The sequence below is a fragment of the Leifsonia sp. McL0618 genome (assembly GCF_049994905.1).
GTDB lineage: Bacteria > Actinomycetota > Actinomycetes > Actinomycetales > Microbacteriaceae > Diaminobutyricibacter.
This window is the reverse complement of sequence record NZ_CP188258.1, coordinates 4,173,714-4,193,002: the sequence shown is the minus strand read 5'-3', so window position 1 is coordinate 4,193,002 and position 19,289 is coordinate 4,173,714. Positions and strand designations below refer to the sequence as shown.

Sequence of the window (19,289 nt, the reverse complement as noted above, 5' to 3'; positions counted from 1 at the left end):
ACCATGGCCAAGAAGAGCAAGATCGCCCGCAATGAGCAGCGCAAGGTGGTCGTCGACCGCTACGCCGCCAAGCGACTGGAGCTGAAGAAGGCGCTCGTCGACCCGAACGGAACCGACGAGTCCCGCGAGGCCGCACGTATCGGCCTGCAGAAGCTCCCCCGCAACGCATCGCCCGTGCGCCTGCGCAACCGCGACGCCGTCGACGGCCGCCCCCGCGGAAACCTCAGCAAGTTCGGCATTTCGCGCGTTCGTTTCCGCGACATGGCGCACCGCGGCGAGCTGCCGGGTATCACCAAGTCGAGCTGGTAATCAGCGCGACTGGTAGACATGCCAGTTCACTCCAGAGAGGGTGTTCGACTTCGGTCGGGCACCCTCTCTGCCGTTTCAGGGGGGCGACGGACGCAGAATCCGTGTTCGCAATACGCGTAGACATTGCGAAAAAGCCCGTAAATCCGCGAAAACACGCGGGATTCTGATACATTCAAGGCGGTCAAACCGACCAGACGTAATGGCCCTTCGTGGCCTCAACCGTTCCACTAGAAAGCTGTATTCCAGCAAAAAGGTCCGAGGAGGACACTCAATGGCTGACAAGTCGCTGAACAAGACCGAGCTCGTTGCCGCAGTTGCCGCTGCGTCCGGTCAGAGCCAGGCCGCCGTCGGTGGCGTGCTCGACGCATTCTTCGCCACTGTCGCGGACACCGTGGCAAACGGTGGCAAGGTCACCATCCCGGGCTGGCTCGCCGCCGAGCGCACCGAGACCGCCGCGCGCACGGGCCGCAACCCGCAGACCGGCGCCGAGATCGCCATCCCGGCCGGCCACCGCGTCAAGCTGACCGCCGGCTCGAAGCTCAAGGCTGCTGTCAAGTAGTTCACGCTTTCGACGAGGGGGGCGCCGCAGGTCGGCGTCCCCCTCGTCGCCTTTCCACAGCATCCGCCTTGTGTGCCTGCTCACAGCGGGCACGACATAGGCTTGATCGGTGCCCAGAGTCATCCGCCTAGCCGGCCCCGTCGTGCTCGTGGTGGTGGCATTTCTGGCCCTCTTCGCGGCTCTCGCCTTCGGCGGGGGCGCCGCTGCGCCCCTCCTCGCCGACCCTGGGGCGTTCGTCCGCTACGGCCTTCCCGCAGCCAAGCTCATCGTCAACCTGAGCGCTGCCGGCACGATCGGGGCGCTGCTTCTCGCCTGTTTCGCGCTCAGTCCGCGCCATCCGGAGTTCAACCGCACGCTCGACGTCGCCGCTGCTTCAGCCGCGGTGATGACGGTCGCGAGCGCGATCACAGGTCTCCTGACCTTTGTGAGCGTCACGGGCATCCCGTTCTCGCTCGACCAGACCTTCACCGACGGCCTCAGCTCGTTCGTGACCAGCATCTCGCTCGGTCAGGCGTGGCTCGGCACCACGTTGATCGCGGCCGCCGTCACCGTGCTCTGCTTCGCGGTGCGCAACCAGACCGCTCTCGCATTCGTCACCGCTCTCGCGCTGCTCTCGCTGCTGCCGATGGCGCAGCAGGGCCACGCAGCGGGCACCGCCGGACACGACGCAGCGATCACGGCGCTCGGCCTGCACATCGCGTTCGCCGCGATCTGGCTGGGCGGGCTCCTCACCGTCGTGCTGATCCGCAAAACCCTCGACGGCGCCCGGCTCGTGCCGATCATCGAGCGGTACTCGACGCTCGCCGTCGTCTGTTTCGTCGTCGTAGCCGCATCGGGTTACGTGAGCGCGGAACTCCGCATCGGCACGCTCGAGAACCTCGCGACGCCCTACGGCATCCTCGTTCTGGTCAAAGTGGCGGCCCTCGTGGCTCTTGGCGTGTTCGGCGTGACTCAGCGGCGCTTCCTGATCGCGCGGCTGAAGTCCGGCGCCGGGCGTGGTGCCTTCTGGTGGCTGGTAACCGCAGAGCTCGCGTTCATGGGGCTCGCCTCCGGGGTAGCGGCGGCGCTCGCCCGCACCGCCACGCCTGTCGCCCAGAAGCTGGGCAGTGCGCCGACACCCGCCGAGATCCTGACCGGAGAGAAGCTTCCGCCGCCGCTCACCTTCGAGCGCTACTTCACCAGCTGGAACTTCGACCTGCTCTGGGTGCTCGGCTGCGGCTTCGCCGTCTTCTTCTACCTCGCCGCCGTGCGCCGCATCACGAAGCGCGGCGACCGCTGGCCGATCCACCGCACGATCCTCTGGATCGCGGGAATCGCGCTGCTCTTCTACATCACCTCCGGGGGCGTGAACGTCTACGAGAAGTACCTCTTCTCGTCGCACATGCTCGGTCACATGGTGCTCACCATGATGGTGCCGCTGCTGCTCGTGCCCGGCGCGCCGATCACGCTTGCGCTGAGGACGATCCGCAAGCGGTCCGACGGTTCGCGCGGTGGCCGCGAGTGGATCATGCTGGCCGTGCACTCCCGCGTCGCAGGCGTGCTCACCAACCCGATCGTGGCAGCGGTGCTCTTCGCCGGATCGCTGTGGGCGTTCTACTACACGCCACTGTTCCGGTGGGCAACGACCGACCACATCGGTCACGAGTGGATGATCACCCACTTCCTCATCACGGGCTACCTGTTCGTTCAATCCCTCATCGGCATCGACCCGGTCCCGTACCGGCTGCCGTACCCGTTCCGGCTCGTCCTCCTGCTCGGCACCATGGCGTTCCACGCCTTCTTCGGGCTGAGCCTCATCACGTCGTCCGGTCTGCTCCTCGCCGACTGGTTCGGTGCGATGGGCCGCACCTGGGGGCAGCTCCCCCTTGCCGACCAGCAGACCGGGGGCGGGATTGCGTGGAGCATCGGTGAGATCCCGACCGTCATCCTCGCGATCGTGGTCGCCATCCAGTGGAGCCGCAGCGACGCGAAAGAGACGAAGCGGCGTGACAGGAACGCCGACCGTACCAACGACGCGGAGCTGAACGCGTACAACGAGCGTCTGGCGCGCCTGGCGGAACACGACCACAGCGCCGGGTGACCCGGCCGCGCCGGGTGACCCGGCGCGGCCGAGCGCACACGTTGCAACTGCGCAGCGGTTCAGAACCTGGGCGCTCGGGGCGGAGAGACAGGCTCAGCCGGCGACGACGATGTCCAGTGCGCCATCCGGGCGGATCACGATACTCGACAGCGCGACCGAGAACGGCTCGTCGGAATTGCGGGTCGAGATCGTTCCGTCGAACAGCGACTGCACTGTCACCTGAAGGTGTGCGATGCCCTCCGCCGGGGCCATCTGCCAGCCGTTCGTTCCGGCCACAACGTTCACCGGCGGATACTTGACGATCGACCAGGCCGGGGCACCGACGACGCGATCGTCGATAACCACGCCGAACGGGCATCCGCTCGGCTGCAGGACCGGCTGCTTCGCGCATCCGTCGAGGTAGGAGTCCAGCTGCGACTCGACCTGGGAGATGAACTCCGAGGTCGGTTCGGCGACAACCGAGACGGTCGCGACGGCACCCGGCTTGCTCGCGAGCAAGGAGGCAGTATCCGCGTGGAGATAGGTCGAACTGTGGCCGAGACGGTACAGGCCGGGAGCGAACACGACGTAGTCGGCCTTGGTCGTGAACGCTTGCGCCGGCTGGGTCGGATCTCCCGCCCGGGTGTCCAGCGTGTGGCCCGCGACAGTGAAGGTCTCAGCGTGCTCCACGGTCACGGTCGCAACAGCCAGCGGCGTAGTGACGAAACGCCAGGTGGGCAGGAGCCCGAGAACGGCGCCGGTCTGCTTCACGCGGAACGCCGACGAGACCGGGGTTCCGTCGACGGTCGCTTCGAAGGCGACCTGGTGCACGCCGTCAGCGAGCGTGTCGTCGTGAACGATCCGGATGCCGGAAAGGTTCGCCAGCACATCCGATCGCAGGAGCTCCCTCGAGGGGGCGGTCGGAAGGCCTGCCGCAGCGAGACCGCTGTCGCTCGCGTCGACCCCGGGCATCGCGAGCGCGGCGTGCGCGTCATGACGTGCGAGTGCGCCCAGGTAGCCGGACACGAACCCGGACGGGCTGTACACGTCGCGCTGCAGGGAGCCGATCGCTGCCGCGAAGGCGAGCAGCAGCAGTACGCCGATGCCCGTTGAGACCAGGATGACGCGGGTGCGAGGACGGAACGGGGCGACCGGATGCGCGGGGGCGCTGACGTCGGCAACCTCGGGCATGAGGCAATCCTAAGATGCGCTCACAGGGCGGGCGTGGACGGCCTCCGGCGCCCTGCCGGCGAGATAGGCTGAACGGGCTTCGCATCGCAGGAAAGGGGACGCAGGTGGGTCAGCTCCCCCTCTCGGCCGAGCAGAAGGCCGTGTTCGAGCTCATCGAGAACACGCGCGAACACGTCTTCGTGACCGGCCGCGCCGGCACAGGCAAGTCGACCCTGCTCAACCACCTGTCGTGGAACACCGAGAAGCAGCTGGTGATCAGCGCACCCACCGGGGTGGCGGCGCTCAACGTCGGTGGCCAGACCATCCATTCGCTGTTCCGCCTGCCGATCGGCGTCATCGCCGATCACGACATCGACCAGAGCGCCGAGCTGCGCAAGCTGCTGAACACGATCGATACCCTGGTCATCGACGAGATCTCGATGGTCAACGCCGACCTGATGGATGCGATCGACCGGAGCCTGCGGCAGGCGCGGCAGCGACCGTACGAAGCGTTCGGCGGGGTGCAGGTCGTGCTGTTCGGCGACCCGTACCAGCTCGCCCCGGTGCCGGGGGACTCAGACGAGCGCGCCTACTTCGGCGACACGTACCGGTCGATGTGGTTCTTCGACGCGAAGGTGTGGAGGGAGGCCGCGCTCAAGATCGTGGAGCTCACCGAGATCCACCGTCAGCACGAGGCCGACTTCAAGGCCATGCTGAATGCCGTGCGTCACGGGCGTGTCACCAAGGACATCGCCGACCGGCTCAACGAGACGGGCGCGCGTCCGGCCCCCGAAGACGGAACGATCACGCTCGCCACGCGCAACGACGCCGTCAACCGCATCAACTCGAACGCCCTTCGGCAGCTTCCGGGGCGTGTGCTCACCGCAAAAGCCGAGGTCAGCGGTGATTTCGGTGGGCGCGCGTTTCCCGCGGACGAAGTGCTCGAACTCAAGGTCGGCGCTCAGGTGATGTTCCTGCGCAACGACGCAGGCACCGGCGACGGGCCCAGGTGGGTGAATGGAACGATCGGCACGGTCACCCGGATCGACTCGACCGTGTACGTCGACGTCGACGGCGAGATCCACGAAGTCGAACCGGCGATCTGGGAGAAGTTCAAGTACTCCTACTCCCCCGCGACCAAGAAGCTGACCAAGGATGTGGTGGCCGAGTTCACCCAGTTCCCGCTGCGGCTCGCGTGGGCGGTCACCATCCACAAGTCGCAGGGCAAGACGTACGACAGCGCGATCGTCGACCTGGGGGCACGGGCGTTCAGCCCCGGACAGACCTACGTGGCATTGAGCCGCATCACGTCGCTCGAGGGCCTCTATCTCACGCGTCCGCTGCGCCCGAGCGACATCATGGTCGACGCCGATGTCGAACGGTTCATGCGCGAACGCTGACCCGCCCGGTGCGCTCACCGAGGGCCGCCGCGCACCCCGTGTGACGGATTGCCGCCGAAACGTTACGGGGGATGCGCGGCCGGGATTGCATACTGGCCTTCTCAGTTAGAATGCTTGCAAAGTTAGTGCACCAACCATCGGGGGATGGGTATGAGTCGGGGCTTTCGTGGGGCGAAGCGGGCGACCGCAGTAGCTCTGGCGAGCCTTGTCGCCGTGGTACTCGGCGCATGCACGCCCTACGCCGACGCGACGGCGCGGCTCCCCCACCAGGTGCAGGGTGCCTTCCCGTCGGCGATCGAAGGCCGCCTTGAGACGGCGGTGACGGATGCGATGAAGCTGGCCGGGGCATCCGGTGCGCTGGTCGGCGTCTGGGCTCCGTGGTCGGGCAGCTACACCGACGGCCTGGGAACCACGGCCCCCAAGGTGTCGGACCCGGTCACCGCCGACATGCATTTCAGGATCGCGACGAACACCACGTCGATGACGTGCTCGGTGCTGCTCTCCCTCGTCGACGAGGGCAAGGTGAAACTCGACGACCCGGTGTCGCTCTACCTGCCCCGCATGATCGGGGTGGACGGAATCACTCTCCGTGAACTGTGCCAGAACACCTCGGGCCTCGGCGACTATGCGCCCCAGCTGAAACCTGTCTTCGTCACGAACCCGGTACGCCAGTGGCCGGCGATGGAACTGCTCAGCGACGGACTCGCAACCAGGCCTGCCGGCTCCCCGGGGCAGCTCTACAACACGTCGCAGGCGAACATGGTTCTGCTCGGTATGGCCCTGCAGGTCGCCACGGGCATGAGCTGGTCTGACATGTACCGGCACTACGTGTTCGACCGGCTGGGCATGTCACATTCGAGTTTTCCCGATTCCGGCCAGCTCTCGCTCCCCTCGCCGCACCTACGCGGGTACGCGACGGCGCTCACCACGGCGGGTGCCCTCCAGTGCGGTACGACGATCGACGAAACGTCGCTGTCGCCGTCCATGGGATGGACCGCTGCGGGGGCAGTGTCGACGATCAGTGACCTCAAGACGTACGTGCAGGCGCTCGCCACCGGGTCGCTCGTCTCGGCGCCCGCAGCACGGGCGCAGGACACGGGAGTTCCACTCGGCGGCGGTTCGCCGTCGTGGCAGACCTACGGTCTCGGGATGCTGAAACTCGGACCCCTGCGCGGCAACGTCGGCGACATCCCGGGCTTCATCTCGGCGATGTTCGCCGACCCGGAGAGCGGACTGACGGTGGTCGTCGCACTGAACAATTCGTCTGCGGGTGCGCCGTTCGCGCGGGAGCTCGCCCAGCAGCTCGCATCGATCGCGTCGAAGGCTCCGGCCAAGGCGGGAACGAAGACGATCGTCGCGCTGCCCTGGTCGGAGGCGCAGGCGGTCGCCGGCATGAAAGCCGCCGCCGTCTGCCAGCCGGCGCCCAAGAAGTAGGCCGCGCCGCGCGCCGCGCCGCCCCGCGGTCAGTGCGTCGAGCACAGGAAGAAACACGCGATTTGGGCGAAATGGGGTGCTTTTCCCTGTGCTCGAACGCGGGTTGTGCTCGGGGGCGGACGCGGCTGGGCGAGCCGGGCGGCCGGCGGGGTGGGGCAGCGTCAGGGCGCGTCGAAGGCGGTGCGCGCGGCCTCGATCTCGGGGTAGTTCTCGATCGCCCAGGTCGCCAGGGCCAGTGACGGCTCGATGAGGGTGGCGCCCATCGCGGTCAGTTCGTACTCCACGCGCGGCGGCACTTCTGCGTGCACCGTGCGGGTGACGAGGCCGTCCCGTTCGAGCTGGCGAAGGGTGAGCGTGAGCATGCGCTGGGAGATGCCCGGGATGTGTCGCTGGAGTTCGCTGAACCGCATCCGCCCCTGGTCGAGCGTTCCGATGACCAGCAGGGACCATTTGTCACCGATGCGATTGAGAACGTCGCGGATGATTCCACCGGCCTCGGCGCCACCGCACGCGGACTCGTAGTCGCTTCGCATGCCCCTCAGGTCGGGAAGCGAAACGTGCTCGACGGTGCTCGCCATGGTTCCTCCTGTGTGCTTCACGCACATCCATGTGCCTTTTGTAACCGATGGCCCGATAACTCATCATGGTGTTACTAACAAAGAGTAACCCACCTACCTGAAACGGCACACAATGCTCATCGTCCTCTGGATCCTTCTGGCCATCCTCGCCCTCTTCTTCGTCGCGGCGGGAGCGACCAAACTCGTGCGCAGCCGTACCGCGCTGGCCTCGAGCGGGATGGCGTGGGCCGACGACTACTCCGCACCGATGGTGAAACTGATCGGCGCGGTCGAGGTGGTGGGAGCGTTCGGTCTCGTGCTGCCGCTGCTCACCGGCGTCGCCCCGGTGCTCACACCGATCGCCGCGATCGGACTTGCGGTCGTCATGATCGGCGCTGCAGTCACGCACGCCCGTCGCAAGGAGTCTGCGGTCCTGCAGATCGTCGTCGCGGTACTCTGCGTCGCAGCAGCAATCCTCGCCTTCGCGCTCATCTGATCTGTTCTCGGGGACCAGTCCGCGGGCGTGGGGACCAGCCCGCGGGCGGCGGGACCAGCCCGCGGGCTCGGCGCCAGCGCGGGCTCGGCGGCTAGTGCGCGGGGGAGGGCGCAGTAGGGACTGCGGCGAGGGCCCCGGCGGGGAGGCCGAGTTCGTGCTCGATCGCGTGGGCGATGAGGCGCCCGCGGGAAGGGGCGTCGCGGTAGTGCACCAGGGACTGCGCGTTGAGGCCGTCGATCATGCCCAGGAGCTGCCATGCGACGGTGTCCGGGTCGTCGGTGGTGAACTCGCCGGCGTCGCACCCGGCGACGAGAACGTCGGTGATCAGTGCTTCCCAGGCGTCCATCTGGGTGCGCACCGCCGCCGCGAGGATCTCGCTGCGCCGGCCGAGGCTCCACGCGTCGACCCAGACCAGGGTGAGGTCGTCGCGGCTGCCGTCCTGGAGCGTGTCGATGAGCCGTGAGAGTCGTTCCGTCGCCGTCGGGAACGGCTCGAGGAGCGCCCCGACATCCGCGAGCTCGGCCGCCACAACGGCAGTGAATGTGCTCGCGACCAGCGATTCCATACTCGGCTGGTAGTGCGCGACGAGTGCGGGCGTGACGCCGACGTGTGCAGCGACGCTACGGAGCGTGACCGTCGTCAGGCCGCCGGCGAGCGCGATGCTGCGTGCCGCGTCCTCGATCTCGGCGGAGCGCTCTGCCGGCGACTTGCGTTCGGCCCTTTTCCGGTCTGCACTTGACATGGTCCCTCATCTTATATAGCGTCTCCACCATCTTATTGATCAAACGATCAATAGAAAAGGTTCGATGACGAAACGAGGGCGACCATCATGAGCACGCCTGCTGCAGACACGGCGATGACCCACGGAATCGATGCGGTCGGCCACATCGAGACGCGCGGAATCGACTACATTCCACCCGCCGAGCGCCACGGAAAAGCCAGCTCGCTCTTCTGGGTGTGGATGTCGGCCAACGTCATCTACCTCTACTTCGTTCTCGGCGGCATCCTGATCCTCCTCGGCCTGCCCGTCTGGCAGGCGCTCGTGCTGACGGTCCTCGGCAACCTGTGGTGGGTGGCCGTCGGCTGGCTCGCGGTGAGCGGACCGGCGTCGGGCACGCCCAGCGTCGTCATCATGCGCACGATGTTCGGTGCCAGGGGGAACAAAGTCTTCGGTGAAGCTCTTGGCGTGCTGATCGGGATCTTCTACGAAATCCTCAACGTCACCTTCGCGACGCTGGCTTCGGTGGCGCTGCTCCAGCACATCGGCATCGACGTGTCACCGGGCGTCGAATGGGGAGTGCTCGCCGTCGTGACCGTGCTCAGCTTCGGCATCAGCGTCTACGGGCACGGCACCATCCTGCGGCTCAGCCCGATCTTCACCGCCGCGCTCGCCGTGTGCTTCGTGCTGCTCGCCGTGTTCGTCTTCGGCGCTGCCGACTTCTCGTACACCGCGCCGCACGTCTCGACGGGCGAGAACTGGGCACTGCTGCTGCTCGGGTTCGCGATCATGGCCTCGGGCCCGCTCTCGTGGGGGACAAGCGCCGACTACGCCCGCTACCTGCCGAAGACCGTGTCGAAGCGTTCCGTCGTGCTGTGGACTGCGCTCGGCGGCATGGTTCCGGCGGTACTGATTTCGGCGCTGGGGGTCGTGGCCGGAACCGCGGTCGACATGACCGACCCCCAGGTGGCGATCGCGAAGATCGTGCCCGGCTGGTTCTACCCGGTCTTCCTGTTCATGATCGTTCTCGGGAGCATCACGAACAACGTTCTCACCGCCTATTCGACCGGACTGTACGCGCAGGCGCTGGGCTTGCGCATCCACCGGGCGTGGACGGTCGTGATCTGCGGGGTCGTGGTGGCCGCGGCATCCGCCTACCTGCTCTTCGCAGCGTCGAGCTTTCTCGACACCCTCAACTCGGCGATCGAGCTGAGCGTCGCCGTGCTCGGCCCGCAGATCGCGATCTACGCAGTGGATGTGTTCGTGCGCCGCAACCGCTACGACGGCATCGCGCTCAACGACGAAACCAGGAACAGCCCGTTCTGGCACCGCAACGGCTGGTACTGGCCCGGCGTGATCGCAATGACGGTATCCGTCGCGGTCGCCATGCTCATGGTGAACACAACCCTGTACGAGGGCCCGATCGCGGTCGCCCTCGGCGGCGCGGACATCTCGCCCATCGTCGCCCCGCTGCTCGCCGGTGGCCTGTACGCTCTGCTCTGGTACACGACTGAGCCCTACCGCACACCCGCCAACCGTCCGGTCGACACCGACGTCGAGCCCGCAGGGGACTCCGACGTCGCAGTCGACGGCGACGCGATGGCACTGCTCGAGGAGGTAACCGCATGACCTGGAAGATGCCGGCCGAGACCGCACCGCACGAACGGATCTGGATGGCGTTCCCCCGTCCCGGTGTGACGCTGGGCGAAGCGGGGCCCGAAGCCGACGGCGGCTACGAGGCGTGGACCGCTGTCGCGCACGCGATCATGGAGTTCGAGCCGGTGACCATGGTCGTCGACCCGGTCGAACGTGACCGCGCCCGGCGCATGCTCTCGTCGCAGATCGAGCTGGTCGAGGCACCGCTCGACGACTTCTGGATGCGCGACTTCGGCCCGACGTTCGTGTTCGACGAGTCCGGCACGCTCGGCGCCGTCGACTGGATCTTCAACGGCTGGGGAGCCCAGAAGTGGGCGGCCTGGGACCACGACCGTGAGATCGCGCGTTTCATCGCGGGGCGGACGGATGCAGAGCTCGTCTCGTCGATGCTGGTCAACGAGGGCGGCGCCATCCATGTCGACGGCGAAGGCACGGTCATCATCACCGAGACGGTGCAGCTCGACCCGGGCCGCAACCCGTACGCCGACAAGGAGCGCGTCGAGTTCGAACTTGAGCGCACGATCGGTGCGACGCACGTCATCTGGCTGCCGCGCGGACTGACCCGCGACTACGAGGAGTTCGGCACGCGGGGGCACGTCGACATGATCGCGGCCATCCCCTCGCCGGGCACCCTTGTGCTGCACCGGCAGCAGAACCCGGCGCATCCCGATTTCGAGGTGACCCGCGGCCTGCGCACATTCCTGGAGGGGACGCGCGACGCCGCCGGTCGCGAGTGGAACATCGTCGACCTCCCCGCGCCCGAGACTCTCACCGACGACGAAGGCTTCGTCGACTGGAACTATGTCAACCACCTCGTCGTCAATGACGGGATCATCGCCTGCGGCTATGGCGAGGACGAGGCGGATGCGCGGGCACGGGACCTGCTGTCCGAGGTCTATCCCGGGCGTCGGGTGGTGACCGTGGATGCTCGCGAGATCCTCGCGCGCGGGGGCGGCATCCACTGCATCACGCAGCAGCAGCCCGTCTGGCAGGGAGCGGGAGAATGACGGCGCCGACCGGGGACTTCACGGTCGTCGAAGCGACGATCGCCGACCTGCGCGCGGCGCTCGAAGCCGGGCGCGTGACGAGCGTCGACCTCGTCGTGCGCTACCTGAACCGCATCGCCGCCTACGACAGGCACGGCATCCGGCTGAACGCTGTGCCCGTGCTGAACCCGGACCTGTTCGCGGATGCCCGGGCATCGGATATGCGGCGCGCACGCGGCGAGACGCTCGGCCCGCTCGACGGCATTCCGTACACCGCCAAAGACAGTTACAAGGCGCGCGGGCTCACCGTCGCCGCCGGGTCGCCGGCGTTCCGCGACCTCGTCGCGTCGGATGATGCCTTCACGATCGGCCGCCTGCGGGCCGCGGGAGCCGTGCTCATCGGCCTCACGAACATGCCGCCCATGGCCAACGGCGGCATGCAGCGCGGGGTGTACGGCCGTGCGGAAAGCCCGTACAACGGCGACTACCTGACGGCAGCGTTCGGGTCCGGGTCGTCGAACGGTTCAGGAACCGCGACGGCGGCGAGCTTCGGCGCCTTCGGGCTGGGGGAGGAGACCTGGTCGTCGGGTCGTGCACCGGCTTCGAACAACGGCCTGGTCGCCTACACGCCGTCGCGTGGTGTCATCTCGGTGCGCGGCAACTGGCCGCTGGTGCCGACGATGGATGTCGTGGTGCCGCACACGCGCACCGTCGACGACCTGCTCGCCGTGCTCGACGTGATCGTCGCGGACGACGCGGAGACGCGCGGCGACTTCTGGCGCACACAGCCGTGGGTGCAGCTTCCCGCGGTGTCGGACGTTCGCCCGCAATCGTATGGTGCGCTGCGCAACGGTGACGCGTTGCGGGGGCGACGGGTGGGCATCCCGCGCATGTACATCAACGCGGACACCGGCGCGCGCGAGCCGATCGCGACCCGGGCATCCGTCGTCGCGCTGTGGGAACAGGCGCGGCGCGACCTCGAGGCGGCGGGCGCCGAAGTCGTCGAGGTCGACTTTCCCGTGGTCTCCAACTACGAGAAGGACCGCGACGGCGCGCAGACGATGGTCGAGCGCGGGATCGTGCCCGAGGGTTTCGCCGACCGCGAGATCTGGGAGCTGTCGATGCTGGCCTGGCACGACTTTCTCGACGCGAACGGCGACCCCGCGTTGCACGCCCTCGCCGACGTCGACGGGCCGAAGATCTTCCCCCAGCCGACCGGGGCCCAGCCCGACCGCTACGGGGACTTCGATTTCGACATCGCCGACTACGTCACGCGGGCGCGCGCCCAGGGGATCACGCCGCTGGAGCGCATCCCGCTGATCGAGGAGGGTATCCGCGGCCTCGAGGAGACCCGCCGGGTCGACCTCGAAGAGTGGATGGTCGCGAACGGCCTGGACGTCGTCGTGTTCCCCGCCGTCGCCGACGTGGGGCCGGCCGACATGGATGTGAACCCGGCATCGGCCGACGTCGGCTGGCGCAACGGAACCTGGGTGGCCAACGGCAACCTGGTGCCGCGGCACCTGGGGATCCCGACCGTCACCGTGCCGATGGGCGTGATGGCCGACATCGGGATGCCCGTCGGGCTCACGTTCGAAGGCAAGGCATACGACGACACGGCCCTGCTGCGCTACGCGTCGGCCTTCGAAGGCAGCGGCGCTCGTCGCGTCGCGCCGCCGCGCACGCCGGTGCTGGCTTCCGAGGTGGGCGGCGCGGTGGTCGACGGCAGCGTGCCTGCCCGTTCGGGACAAGCCCGCCCGCTCGAGATGGCGGGCACGTACCAAGGTGGCGGGCACGCAGCGGGGGATGCGGCGGGGGCGGATGCGGCGTCGGCGTCGGGGGATGCGGCGGCAGGGGATGCGGTGGCAGTGCCGGAGGTGCAGGTCGCAGCGGATGCGGTGGCAGGGCCGGAGGTGCAGGTTGCAGCGGTCGCGGGGACACCCGCAGCGGACGGGACCGTCACGATCGCGGTCGAAGGGACGGCGGTCTCAGCGGCTCCCGTTGCGGACATCGCGGTGTTCGTCAACGGGGATGCCGTCGACGTGACGCGGGACGGTGACGCGTTCCGCGCATCCGCTGTCGTTCCTGCCTCCGAGCACGAGGCGGTGCACAGCGAATGGCGGGAGCCGTACGGCAGCATCGTCGTCGTGGTCGCGCACGATACGACCGGCGCGGCAGGAGCGGCCTGGGGTGTCGCCGGCGGCATCGCCTAGCGCAGGAAGTCCACGAGTGCGGGCTGGAGCACCCGCGCGCTGAGACGCTGACGGGTGCCCGCCGCGGCCGTGACCTCGTCGGTGAGGGTGGTGGAACGCCAGGAGGTGCGCGCCGGAGATGTCGGCCCAGGCGCCCGGGGGAGCTGCGGCGACCAGGTCGCGCAGTGTGGCGTCGGGGGAGCATCTCCAGCGCATCCCGGGGTGCAATCGCCCCAGGACATGCCGACAGGCGAGTGGTTCGAACCACATTCGGGTATCGCCCGATCTGGGGGTACCTTGCGCCCCGTAGTGGGGGAGACACACTGCCCACAATCGACCGGACCGTTGTTAGCGTGATCAGCGAGTGAATACCCGGCGCTCATGTTCGGTACCCGACCCTGTCCGAGCAACCACGTCCGATGTTGTGTTCGAGCCGCCAGCGGTTCGAACAAGCCACTCAAGGGGTCCGCCGCGTGAACCGAAGCGACCGAAACAAGCTCGTCATCGGCAATCTGCCGCTCGTCGGGTGCCTGGTCTCCGACCGATGCGCACGCGCATCGCACCTGTCGCGCGACGACCTCGCGTCGGCGGGAGCGCTCGCCCTCGTCACCGCGGCAGACGCGTGGAAGCCAGGATGACCCAGGCCCGCCGCAGCGCCTACCTGGCCCGGCTCTCGCCCGGCACGCGGCGTTCGCCGGCGTCGCGCGGCTCCGCCTCGACCACGCTCACGCACGCACCGCATCCTGAACCATCGCCCACCTGCCATACCAGGACCACCCGCCTCCGCAAGCCCCGCTCACCGCAAGCCCCGCTCACCGCCAGCCCCGCTCACAGCAAGGAGCACGATCATGCAGGAACCCACCAACGCATTCGACGGCACCAACGCATTCGACGGCACTGACGCATTCGACGGCACCGACGCATGCGACGGCACCGACGAGGTGCTCGATCCCTTCGTCCCTGTTCGCAGCTGGGAAGATGCGCTCGCCCGGTTCGAAGTCGAGCTGCAGGTGGCCGTCGAGCGCGCGAACCACCCGGTGCCGTGGAGGCCCCCCATCGCGCTCGGCCCCATCCCGCCCGAACTCGTGGAGCGTGCAGCACGAATCCTGGAAGCGCAGCTGCACGCCATCCGCTACCTGGAAGACGGACGCCAGACGCACGCGAAGCACGCCGCAGCGGTCGACATGGTGCACGTCGAGTCGGCGCCGCATCCGGTGTACTTCGACCTTCTCGGTCCCGGCAACTGACATTTCCGCCACGAGGCCGAACCACAGCCCGTTCGCGGTCAACCCCGATCTCATCGACCGCACCCACGCCGACCCCGACACCACGCCGCCGGTGGATGACTGGCGGCTCGCGCAGCCTCGTCGTGCACGGCATCGGGATAGGCTGACCCAATGCTGGTACTGACGCGCAAGCCGGGGGAGCGGGTACTCATCGGCGACGACATCGTCATCACCGTTCTCGAGTCGCGCGGTGACGGCATCCGTATCGGCATCGATGCGCCACGTGGGCTTCGCATCCAGCGCGACGAGGTGGTGCCTGCCGTGGTCGAGGCGAATGCGGCCGCGCACACCGACGACGCCGAATCACTCTGACATTTCTCGCCCAGCCCAGGAAAAAGCATCCGGATCCGCTCGATTGACATGCTTCTGCCTGTGCTCGGCGCAAAGGCAGGAGGGCTAAGGTATCGGGCGTGACTGAACTCGCCCCCGCAACCACTGCCCTGCTCATCATGGACCTGCAGCCGTCGATCACGGCGCAACTGCCCGATCCGGAGACGTTCATCGGGGGCGTGCTTCGCGCCCGCGAGGCTGCGCGTGCCGCAGGCGCCGTCATCGGCTACGTGCGGGTTGCACTGACGGAGGACGACATCGCCTCTGTTCCCGCGAGCAACGTCAACTTCCACGCGGCGGCTGCCACGGGACGGTTGCTCGACGGCCCCGACACGCAGGTCGACCCGCGCATTGCGCCGGCCGACGACGAGATCGTCGTGCGCAAGTCACGGGTCAGCGCCTTCAGCACGACGGACCTGCGCGAACAGCTGGAGACGCAGGGTGTCGACACGATCGTCCTCTGCGGAATCTCGACCAGCGGCGTCGTGCTGTCGACCGTTCGCGACGCAGCCGACCACGACTTCCGCATCGTCGTGCTCGAAGACGGATGCTTCGACCGCGACCCCGACGTGCACCGGGTGCTCACCGAGAAGATCTTCCCGCGCCAGGCGGAGGTCACGTCTATCGCCGATTTCGTCGACGCGCTCTCGTAGCGAGTGCCGCGGTCGCGCACCGCGCCCCCCGGCGGGCAGAATGAGCGCATGGCATCGTTCCGGACAGACCGCGGGCTCGATCGCCTTGTGAACTTCTCGGATGCCGCCGTCGCCATCGCGATCACTCTCCTGGTGCTCCCCCTGGTCGACATCGCCACCGAGATCACCGGAACGCACACCACGATCTGGGAACTCTTCATCGCGAACTGGGGCACGTTCCTCGCGTTCGCCATCTCTTTCGTGGTGATCGCAAGGTTCTGGATGGTGCACCACCGCGTCTTCGAATTCGTCAGGGACTACAACGGAGCCCTGGTCTGGCTGAACTTCCTGTGGCTGGCGAGCATCGTGTTCCTGCCGTTCTCCACGAACGTGCTGTCGCTGGCCGCCGGCAACAAGCCCGATGTGTACGCGCTGTACATCGGCACGCTGATCGTGACCAGCGCATCCATGCTGCTCATGGAGTCCGTGCTCAAGCGCAATCCCGGCCTCCTGCGTGAAGGGGTCGAGGGCGCCCTGCGTCTCACCCCGTCGGTGATCGCCACGGCGCTCTTCGTCGTCGCGCTGGTGCTCGCTGTACTCGTCCCCTCGGTGGGGATGCTGTGGCTGCTGATCCTGTTGCTCAGCGGCCCGATCGAGGCCCTGTACGACCGGTGGACGCGGCGCCGCAGCGCGGCCACGACCTCGTAGCGCCGGTGCCGCGCGGGTCCCCCCTTCACATCCTTCGGCGGCGGGGATATGGTCGCCTCAGACAGTCAGGAGGACTCATGCGTCCACGGTTCCTGGCGATCCTCGTGATCGCCCTCATCGCCTATGTGCTGGGCACGCGCGCCGGCCGCGAGCGCTACGAACAAATGAAGAATGCGGTGACGTCGTTCTGGAACGACCCGAGCATGCAGAAAGCCCTGGACGAGGCGAAGAAGAACGCGCAGAAGGCCCGCAAGGCCGCCACGAAGAACCTCCGCTGACGAAGCTTGCTGGGCCTAGTCGGCGGGCACCCGCGGGCGTAGAGTCACACACGGATGCTCTCGTTCGAGCGAACGCGTACGCCCGACGTGGATGTCACCGGCGAAAGGAGTAGTCATGGGTACGTTCGAAGGACCCGCCGACGGTGGCGACCGCGACGACCGCGAGCACGAAGAAGGTTTCTATACCGAGACAGACCCGGAGGCGCCGGAACTACGCACGGTCCACGGGCAGTACACCGAGACCGAAGAGGGTGCTCCCGACCCTCTCATCGAGGGTGAGTACACCGGGAGTGACCTGAACGAAGAAGTCGTCGACGCCTCGGCCGAGCAGGGCGATTACACCGACCGCGACGAATAGTCAGCGAACCCGTGGCCGAGAGGCCGCGGGGTGGGGAGACCGGATGCCCGACCTCAGGCGACCGCGCCCTCCAGCCACGAACGCCACTCCGCTTCGAGCGCTGAACGATCGGCGCCCGGGCTGAAGACGTGGTGCCCCAGGCCGGGTCCGTAGAACCCGCGGTAGAAGCGGTACAGCGCGTCGTCGGCGCGCACCCCGAGGTAGCCGTCGGCGAAATAGTCGATCACCCCGGCGATGGGTTCGCGTCCCGTCGGGGTGAGCGTGACCCGGTCGCCTTCTGCGGCATCCGATGGGAGCCCGAGGTCTGCGAGCATGCCCGCCCAGGCCCGCCCGAAGTCCGGATGCTGCACCATCGCCGATACGGGCACGCCGAAACGTCCGGTGAAATTGTCCACATAGGAGCGCAGGGTGCGCCCGTACATCAGGCCGCCGGTGAGCATGGCCTCGAATTCGGCTTCCCAGTCGTCGCCGGGGAGGAAGCCCGATGCGATCTGCCGCATGACGGTCGTACCACCGTCTTTCGCTTCGAGCAGGTACTCGAAGGCGATGAACCGGCCGTCCGGGTCCGTCTGACTGGTGTGGGCGAGATGCCGCGCCGGCTCCCACGCGGTGATCTCCGAACGCTGCACGTATCCGCCGAAGTCGGTGTTGATGCTGCCCCCGACGCCGGGTTCCACCTCGTTGACCCCCATGAACCAGGAGTCGATGCCGGGCCCGGAGGCGATGGCCAGCCAGACCTCTTCCGGTGTTGCGTTCAGTTCGAATTCGTCTTCGTTGGTCCAGGGGTGTCCCATGGGTTCTCCTCGGTGTGCGGCGCCTCGAGCGGCGCAGGTGTGGGTGGGTTCGCAGGTGTCGGTGGGCTCGCCGGCTTCGTGCTCGGATGCACGGCCACGACGAACCGGAAGTCCCGGCCGCCCGGTGCGGCCTCTGAGTGGTAGCGGGCGACGAGGCCCGCGACGCTGGCGGTGAGCTCTTCGGCGAATGCGGCGCGGTCGGACGCATTCGCGAACCGGATCTCACCGTCGAGCGCGAAGGTCGCGAGGGTTTTCCTTGCGCGGGTTGCACCCGTGATCAGCTCGCCGACATCCCTCACCAGCCGCGCCGCGACAGCGAGCAGCCAGCGCGCCGACAGGCGGTCGGGTGAGCGCGCCGGCTCGGGCTGCACGGCGGCGAGGGCGGTCGGCGAAATGACATACGAGGCGGCGGTCGCCCGCATCACCCGTTCGGTCATGTTGCCTTTGCGGCGTTCCTCGGCCAGTTCGACGAGCCCGAAACGTTCGAGCTCGCGCAGGTGGTAATTCACCTTCTGGCGGGGCAGCTGCAGTTTGCCTGCGAGCGTCGTCGCCGACTGGGGGTCGACGAGCTCGGCGAGCATCCGCGCCCGCATGGGGTTGAGTGAGGCCTCGGCCGCAGCCGAATCCTCGATGACCGCTACATCCAGCATGGAAACCTCGAGTGGTTGTCGACCGCGTACGGGTTCAGGCTAGCCGACGCGCTCACGCCGTCCCGTGGGCGCGGTCGCGTGCAGCGCCGACGGTCTCCCGGTCTGGTGCGGATGCCGCAGCGTAGCGGTTCGAGATCAGCCCGGTCGAGTAGACCTTCGACCCGACCAGGCGGAGCGGAACGGTCGTCGCGAACACGGGCATCCCGGCCCCGAGGGCGATGGGGTGCACGTTGAGCGTGTATTCGTCGACGAGCCCGTGGCTCGACACATACTGGGCGAACCGGGCGCCGCCGGCGATTCCGACAGTGGGGACGCCTTCGTCACGCAGGCGCGCGATCTCCTCTTCCGGCGTTCCCGTCGCGAGCCGGGCGTTCACCCAGTCGACTGAGTGGAGCGTGTTCGAGAAGACGATCTTGGGAACGTTGTTCATGATGTCGGCAAGCGGACCGGTTGTGTTGCCCCAGCTCGCGGACTGCTCTTCGTAGTTGACCCGCCCGAGCAGCACCGTGTCGAGGCTGCTGAGCAGCTGCATGGTGTCGGCCATGAACTCGTCGTCGAAGTTGGGGAAGACCCAGTCGTTGCGGCCGTCGGGGGTCGAGACGTACCCATCGATGGAGACGCTCATTCCGAGTTGTACCAGTGTCATTGCGATCACTCCTTCTGTTGGTGTCTTCACTCTTCCACCGACAAAAAGAATTGTCAAGACGATTTCGTTGGTCG

At 67.6% G+C, this 19,289-nt stretch carries 22 protein-coding genes and 1 pseudogene; 16 read left to right on the top strand and 7 right to left on the bottom strand.

Annotated features, from left to right (window positions below):
• Positions 1-3: 3 nt before the first annotated feature.
• The 3 genes from rpsN (at position 4) to ACPPVQ_RS20140 (ending at position 2,948) form a co-directional block, all read left to right on the top strand.
• Positions 4-309 (top strand): 30S ribosomal protein S14, encoded by a 306-nt coding sequence (rpsN, locus tag ACPPVQ_RS20150; RefSeq protein WP_426517273.1) that lies wholly within the window; start codon positions 4-6, stop codon positions 307-309.
• Between the two features lie 271 nt (positions 310-580).
• Positions 581-868 carry an HU family DNA-binding protein gene (locus tag ACPPVQ_RS20145; protein WP_163288412.1) on the top strand — a complete coding sequence of 96 codons (288 nt, stop codon included), beginning with the start codon at positions 581-583 and terminating at the stop codon, positions 866-868.
• 109 nt (positions 869-977) lie between these two features.
• Entirely contained in the window at positions 978-2,948 is a 1,971-nt protein-coding gene (locus ACPPVQ_RS20140; protein WP_426517272.1) for a cytochrome c oxidase assembly protein, read from the top strand.
• A gap of 93 nt (positions 2,949-3,041) precedes the next feature.
• Here ACPPVQ_RS20140 and ACPPVQ_RS20135 read toward each other — a convergent pair whose 3' ends face one another.
• Positions 3,042-4,118: a hypothetical protein gene (locus tag ACPPVQ_RS20135; protein ID WP_426517270.1), complete on the bottom strand. Its 1,077-nt coding sequence runs from the start codon at positions 4,116-4,118 to the stop codon at positions 3,042-3,044.
• A gap of 104 nt (positions 4,119-4,222) precedes the next feature.
• Here ACPPVQ_RS20135 and ACPPVQ_RS20130 point away from each other — a divergent pair, with 104 nt between their 5' ends.
• Positions 4,223-5,497 carry an ATP-dependent DNA helicase gene (locus ACPPVQ_RS20130; protein WP_426517268.1) on the top strand — a complete coding sequence of 425 codons (1,275 nt, stop codon included), beginning with the start codon at positions 4,223-4,225 and terminating at the stop codon, positions 5,495-5,497.
• Positions 5,498-5,647: 150 nt separating this feature from the next.
• Positions 5,648-6,931, top strand: a complete 1,284-nt coding sequence (locus ACPPVQ_RS20125) for a serine hydrolase domain-containing protein (RefSeq protein ID WP_426517266.1) — start codon at positions 5,648-5,650, stop codon at positions 6,929-6,931.
• Positions 6,932-7,092: 161 nt separating this feature from the next.
• Here ACPPVQ_RS20125 and ACPPVQ_RS20120 read toward each other — a convergent pair whose 3' ends face one another.
• Complete coding sequence (locus ACPPVQ_RS20120; RefSeq protein ID WP_426521339.1) at positions 7,093-7,464, bottom strand: winged helix-turn-helix transcriptional regulator; 372 nt, start codon at positions 7,462-7,464, stop codon at positions 7,093-7,095.
• Positions 7,465-7,621: 157 nt separating this feature from the next.
• Here ACPPVQ_RS20120 and ACPPVQ_RS20115 point away from each other — a divergent pair, with 157 nt between their 5' ends.
• The gene (locus ACPPVQ_RS20115) at positions 7,622-7,984 is read left to right on the top strand and encodes a DoxX family protein (RefSeq protein WP_426517264.1); all 363 of its coding nucleotides are present in this window, start codon (positions 7,622-7,624) and stop codon (positions 7,982-7,984) included.
• Between the two features lie 91 nt (positions 7,985-8,075).
• Here the strand turns inward: ACPPVQ_RS20115 and ACPPVQ_RS20110 are convergent, their stop codons facing one another.
• Complete coding sequence (locus ACPPVQ_RS20110; RefSeq protein WP_426517262.1) at positions 8,076-8,726, bottom strand: TetR/AcrR family transcriptional regulator; 651 nt, start codon at positions 8,724-8,726, stop codon at positions 8,076-8,078.
• 87 nt (positions 8,727-8,813) lie between these two features.
• On the opposite strand from ACPPVQ_RS20110, the gene ACPPVQ_RS20105 reads away from it, so the two are divergent.
• From ACPPVQ_RS20105 to ACPPVQ_RS20095, 3 genes and pseudogenes are all read left to right on the top strand, one after another.
• Positions 8,814-10,331, top strand: coding sequence for a purine-cytosine permease family protein (locus ACPPVQ_RS20105; protein ID WP_426517260.1), 1,518 nt, complete (start codon positions 8,814-8,816; stop codon positions 10,329-10,331).
• The gene (locus ACPPVQ_RS20100) at positions 10,328-11,365 is read left to right on the top strand and encodes an agmatine deiminase family protein (RefSeq protein ID WP_426517258.1); all 1,038 of its coding nucleotides are present in this window, start codon (positions 10,328-10,330) and stop codon (positions 11,363-11,365) included. The genes ACPPVQ_RS20105 and ACPPVQ_RS20100 overlap by 4 nt, the downstream gene beginning before the upstream one ends.
• A pseudogene (locus ACPPVQ_RS20095) lies at positions 11,362-13,035 on the top strand (amidase); the annotation flags it as partial. The gene ACPPVQ_RS20100 and the pseudogene ACPPVQ_RS20095, both read left to right, overlap by 4 nt.
• 515 nt (positions 13,036-13,550) lie before the next feature.
• Here the strand turns inward: ACPPVQ_RS20095 and ACPPVQ_RS20090 are convergent.
• Positions 13,551-13,775 (bottom strand): hypothetical protein, encoded by a 225-nt coding sequence (locus ACPPVQ_RS20090; protein WP_426517256.1) that lies wholly within the window; start codon positions 13,773-13,775, stop codon positions 13,551-13,553.
• Between the two features lie 231 nt (positions 13,776-14,006).
• On the opposite strand from ACPPVQ_RS20090, the gene ACPPVQ_RS20085 reads away from it, so the two are divergent.
• The 7 genes from ACPPVQ_RS20085 (at position 14,007) to ACPPVQ_RS20055 (ending at position 17,125) form a co-directional block, all read left to right on the top strand.
• Positions 14,007-14,171: a hypothetical protein gene (locus tag ACPPVQ_RS20085; RefSeq protein ID WP_426517254.1), complete on the top strand. Its 165-nt coding sequence runs from the start codon at positions 14,007-14,009 to the stop codon at positions 14,169-14,171.
• Between the two features lie 210 nt (positions 14,172-14,381).
• The gene (locus ACPPVQ_RS20080) at positions 14,382-14,780 is read left to right on the top strand and encodes a hypothetical protein (RefSeq protein ID WP_426517252.1); all 399 of its coding nucleotides are present in this window, start codon (positions 14,382-14,384) and stop codon (positions 14,778-14,780) included.
• 150 nt (positions 14,781-14,930) lie between these two features.
• Positions 14,931-15,131, top strand: coding sequence for a carbon storage regulator (locus ACPPVQ_RS20075; protein ID WP_426517250.1), 201 nt, complete (start codon positions 14,931-14,933; stop codon positions 15,129-15,131).
• A 98-nt stretch (positions 15,132-15,229) separates the two neighbouring features.
• Positions 15,230-15,802 (top strand): cysteine hydrolase family protein, encoded by a 573-nt coding sequence (locus ACPPVQ_RS20070; protein WP_426517248.1) that lies wholly within the window; start codon positions 15,230-15,232, stop codon positions 15,800-15,802.
• A gap of 48 nt (positions 15,803-15,850) precedes the next feature.
• Positions 15,851-16,489, top strand: a complete 639-nt coding sequence (locus ACPPVQ_RS20065) for a TMEM175 family protein (RefSeq protein ID WP_426517246.1) — start codon at positions 15,851-15,853, stop codon at positions 16,487-16,489.
• Positions 16,490-16,566: 77 nt separating this feature from the next.
• A complete protein-coding gene (locus tag ACPPVQ_RS20060) occupies positions 16,567-16,767 on the top strand; it encodes a hypothetical protein (RefSeq protein WP_426517244.1) in 201 nt (66 codons plus the stop codon).
• A gap of 115 nt (positions 16,768-16,882) precedes the next feature.
• Positions 16,883-17,125: a hypothetical protein gene (locus ACPPVQ_RS20055; RefSeq protein WP_426517242.1), complete on the top strand. Its 243-nt coding sequence runs from the start codon at positions 16,883-16,885 to the stop codon at positions 17,123-17,125.
• 53 nt (positions 17,126-17,178) lie between these two features.
• Here ACPPVQ_RS20055 and ACPPVQ_RS20050 read toward each other — a convergent pair whose 3' ends face one another.
• Genes ACPPVQ_RS20050 through ACPPVQ_RS20040 form a run of 3 tightly spaced genes read right to left on the bottom strand, consistent with a single transcriptional unit; the run spans position 17,179 to position 19,215 of the window.
• A complete protein-coding gene (locus ACPPVQ_RS20050) occupies positions 17,179-17,919 on the bottom strand; it encodes an SRPBCC family protein (protein ID WP_426517240.1) in 741 nt (246 codons plus the stop codon).
• Positions 17,880-18,569 (bottom strand): ArsR/SmtB family transcription factor, encoded by a 690-nt coding sequence (locus tag ACPPVQ_RS20045; RefSeq protein ID WP_426517238.1) that lies wholly within the window; start codon positions 18,567-18,569, stop codon positions 17,880-17,882. Before ACPPVQ_RS20045 ends, ACPPVQ_RS20050 begins: the two co-directional genes overlap by 40 nt.
• Positions 18,570-18,621: 52 nt before the next feature.
• Entirely contained in the window at positions 18,622-19,215 is a 594-nt protein-coding gene (locus tag ACPPVQ_RS20040; protein WP_426517236.1) for a dihydrofolate reductase family protein, read from the bottom strand.
• Positions 19,216-19,289 lie beyond the last annotated feature (74 nt).